Consider the following 3,678-nt stretch of genomic DNA (forward strand, 5'->3'; position numbering starts at 1 on the left):
CGATGAAGCGCGGACATATGCTGACGAGGTGGTTCATTCTTTTCGCAAAAGTGAAAAGCTCATACCGGGTGAAATCTACGAGATAAGGATGTCGTTGCTGAACCCGATTGCACACGTTGTCCGGCAAGGGCACCGCCTCGAACTGACCATCGGCGCTCCTAATTCAATTCTGGACCAGACATCGGCTCCCAATCGATATCCGCACAATTTTTACAGCAGCATCCCTGTCGGCGGCCCCTCCGTCAACAGAGTCTATCACTCGAAGAAGTACCCTTCGAAAATCCTGCTCCCCATCATACCGGGGGCAGTAGCCCAAGCGTCCGCGCCTCACCCCCTCGCGTTGCGAGGCCAGCCTTCTCGACAGCAAACTGAGTTTGTGCCCGGAGGGGTGCCGATTCTGTAGCTTCAGCTCACACCGATTAGGGTCGGTGGCTGAGTTGCACGGAATAATAGTGCATTCTCGCGATCGGCCGGGCTTCTCGCGCGATCACGGCTTGAGCTCGAACTCGGTGACGACGGGCCTAGGTCTTATGGCGCAGGGCGCGGCGCGCCCCCTGATTGGCCGCAGGACCTCGTTCTCAGTTTGCGCGGGGCTGGCTGCGGCCAAATCGTAGAAGCTCCAGCGGCCATGATAGCATGGACGAACCCTTCCGGGGATGCTTGCCCGGGAACGAATGTCTGGGGTCGGCCGCTACGGAGCGTGGGGCACGACATCTGCTTGGTCCGGGCAATACGTGCGGCTTCCTTACCTCAAGAACAACAAGCGTGATGCCGCCGTGAGGAGCACGCCGACTATGCGCTTCGTTCCCATCAATGAAGAGAGTCACCCCGTCGAAAGATGCTCATCCCGCATCTAATCAATGCAATTCGCCGTCACCAGGCGGAGTTCGAAGTGATCGGACCGAACCGGCTGATGACAGCCGGGTGCAGAACATTAGCCTGCTAACTGCGTGATCGAGATATGACGTTGGTGCGTAGTCCGCACGTTGCAACGACTTGGGCTGCGCTGTTATTAGGCGCCACTTGTTGCGAGGTCTCGTCGCTGGGACGAGGGCTTGCAGTGGTCGCAGTAGTGCTGTGAAACCCTCGGCAAAAAAGCGTGAAATTACGCGTCTCGTCTGGGCCAGTTATAATCAGCAGGCGTTGGCTCTACTCCGCGGGCATCGGGCAGTACCATCAGGCGACGGTCTTCGTCGTCGTCCTGCCAGCACCCGGCGATCTCCTGGCAGGTCGCGAACCAAACGCCCTCATGTGTCTTGAAGTATTCGATGAGACGCTCCAGCATGATCATGTGATGTGGCTGGCCGATGATCTGCGGGTGGAGTGCCATTACATAGATGCCGTTGGGCTGGTTATAATAGCAGTAACCGAATATGTCCTTCCACCGGCGGAGAACGGTTTCTGTATCGCCCATAGTTTCGTTAGCGCCAGTGTAAGCCAATGGGGGGAAATCGTCCAAATACCAGCTTACGGGAATCTCTAGTACCTTGCTGGCTGCACCGGCCACGTTGCCCTTTTCCCAACGTACCTGCCAGCGCTGCGGATGGTAAGGAACGAGATCCCGCGCCATCAAGCTGCTGTCGTACTTGAAACCCGCTTCCTCGATCAGATCGAGCGTGCTGTCACTATAGTCCCAATATGGAGAACGATAGCCGACCGGCCGAAGGCTAAGCACGCTTTTGTAAGTCTTGAATGCAAGATCCATTAAGCGCTTCTCCGTCTCTCGGGAAATCAAGGTCGGATTCTCATGATAGTAGCCATGGTGTCCGATCTCATGGCCTTCGTCGCAGATCCGCCTGCTGATTTCTGGGAAAGTGTCGATGGTATGGGCGGGGGTGAAAAACGTGGATTTGATGCCTGCCCGCTTAAAAAGGTCCAGAATTCGCGGCACGCCGACGGCGGCGCAAAATTCACCGCGGGACATGGAGGACGGGGTGGGGCGGTTGAAGCCGCCCAGCCACAGTGCCTGAGCATCGAAATCGACACCTAAATTTACGGCAATCTTTTTGCCGTGCGGCAGGTTAAGTTTACCCATTGGTTTGTCCTTTTCGAGCTGTGGACTGTTCGCGATATCCATCGAGAGTGACGCCTGGATGATAGATCAACGGCCGCAGGCGGATTGTTGCGCAGGTCCGAGAGATGATAGTTCGGCCAATACCCGCTCAAACTTCCGCAGCGAGCTCGGCCATCATCTTCACCAGAGGACCTTGGAAGTTGGGATCGGGGTCGGCGTCGCCCGTGTTCTCGAGCACGCTGAAGTAGATAACGACGATGCCGGTGTCAGGATTTGCGAGCATGTACTGGCCACCGTAGCCGCCATGGCCGAGCCAGGTGCCGTCGGTCGCCATTTGATTGCTGTACCGGAACCAGTCACGTGGTTTCGGCATGGGCGGGCCGGGATTCCCACGTGTTTCTTCAATAAAAGCGGCATCGCCGACGCGGCGGCCGTCGATACCTTCCCCCTTGTGCGCAAAGAGCAGTCCGTAGCGCGCGAGATCTCGAGCTGAGAGGCAGGCGCCGAACACCGGCACGCCCTCGCAGTCGCAGGCCGTATGATAGCAGCCTTCGATACCGGCCGCCTCGACGATCTCGATCAGCCAGTCGCGCAACGCCCGGCCGCTGGCGCGCTCGATAATCCAGCCGAGCACTTCAGTGTTACTCGACTTGTAAAGCGCGTACCCGGTGCGATTTGCCAGGTCGCCGCCCGTGACGCCGCAGAGGTAGGCGCGGATCGTTTCCTCCTTCTGGCCTTCCGGCGGCAGGCGCGAGCCGCTGGCGGCCTCCATGTTGTAGACTGTCGCTTGGGCGTCGCTGTAGTCCTCTGAGATGTCGTTGGCGACGTTCATGTCGGCGACCGCCTTGACGGTCGCCTCGGCGTAGCCCGTACCGATCTCCGGCAGATAAGTGCTTACTCGCTCGTCAAGATTGACGAGGCCGTCGGCCACCGCGCGGCCGAGCATCAAGTTGAGCGTCGTCTTCGTGATAGACATGATGGGATGCGGCCTGTCGGGCCCAAAGTCCGGCGCATAGCGCTCGTAGAGGATGCGCTCGCCGCGTACCACAATGAAGGCCGAGAAATGCGGCATGGCAAGGAAGCGTGCGACGTCGGGCCGGTCGCCGATGATCCAGTCGATCTGCTTCCTGAGCGGCAGGACGCGGGGGGCGCGCAGCGACATGCCATAGCGCATCGTGGTGTGGAGGTTATGGAAGCCGCGGCGGCGGTAGTCGGGCAGGTTCCAGCGCGGTTGGTTGTCGAACAAGGGAACGAGGTCGGGATTGGCGATTGAGGGGAGCTTCATGCGGCGCGGGCCTTTCAAATTGGGATTCCTATAACTCAGGAAACAGAGCGTCGGCTTTCCACCGTCAGCCACTCACAACGTAGTCGTCGATGCCGTTTAGCCCTGCCCTACATCCAGTCGAGAACAGAACTCTTCGCGGTTTGATCGACGCACGCGCGGACCTTACCTCCAGTACAACCTCGCTTCTCCTTATTTGGACGTCGTTTGGGGCGCTAATGGACGGAAACATGCGTAAACCCGCCGTCCTGGCTCTTCTTCGCAAAGCGCAGGCTCCGATGAGCGACACTCGTCCGCCGCCCAACGGCAACGTGGTGCGAAGGCGCAGCCGGGAAGGCGGTTGAGAGGGCTTGGGACCTCGCCGTCGAGCGGTGGGGACTGG

The 3,678-nt window shown here is 59.1% G+C and carries 4 protein-coding genes; 1 reads left to right on the forward strand and 3 read right to left on the reverse strand.

Going from position 1 to position 3,678, the window contains the following annotated elements; genetic code table 11:
* On the forward strand, positions 1-403 hold a 403-nt coding region (locus NKJ06_RS34825; protein WP_352812452.1), incomplete at its 5' end, for a CocE/NonD family hydrolase C-terminal non-catalytic domain-containing protein.
* A 702-nt stretch (positions 404-1,105) separates the two neighbouring features.
* Here NKJ06_RS34825 and NKJ06_RS34830 read toward each other — a convergent pair.
* From NKJ06_RS34830 to NKJ06_RS34840, 3 genes are all read right to left on the reverse strand, one after another.
* Positions 1,106-2,077, reverse strand: a complete 972-nt coding sequence (locus NKJ06_RS34830; RefSeq protein ID WP_352812455.1) for a polysaccharide deacetylase family protein — start codon at positions 2,075-2,077, stop codon at positions 1,106-1,108.
* A gap of 85 nt (positions 2,078-2,162) precedes the next feature.
* A complete protein-coding gene (locus NKJ06_RS34835; protein ID WP_352812457.1) occupies positions 2,163-3,317 on the reverse strand; it encodes a serine hydrolase domain-containing protein in 1,155 nt (384 codons plus the stop codon).
* 171 nt (positions 3,318-3,488) lie between these two features.
* Positions 3,489-3,678 (reverse strand): oligopeptide/dipeptide ABC transporter ATP-binding protein (locus NKJ06_RS34840; protein ID WP_352812459.1); only part of this gene is annotated, 190 nt, incomplete at its 5' end.

Source organism: Mesorhizobium sp. M0293, from assembly GCF_040321735.1.
Taxonomy (GTDB): Bacteria; Pseudomonadota; Alphaproteobacteria; order Rhizobiales; family Rhizobiaceae; genus Mesorhizobium.

Excerpts from the sequence above, each read along its gene's own strand:
- NKJ06_RS34830 (WP_352812455.1), bottom strand. The coding sequence starts at position 2,077 with ATGGATATCGCGAACAGTCCACAGCTCGAAAAGGACAAACCAATGGGT.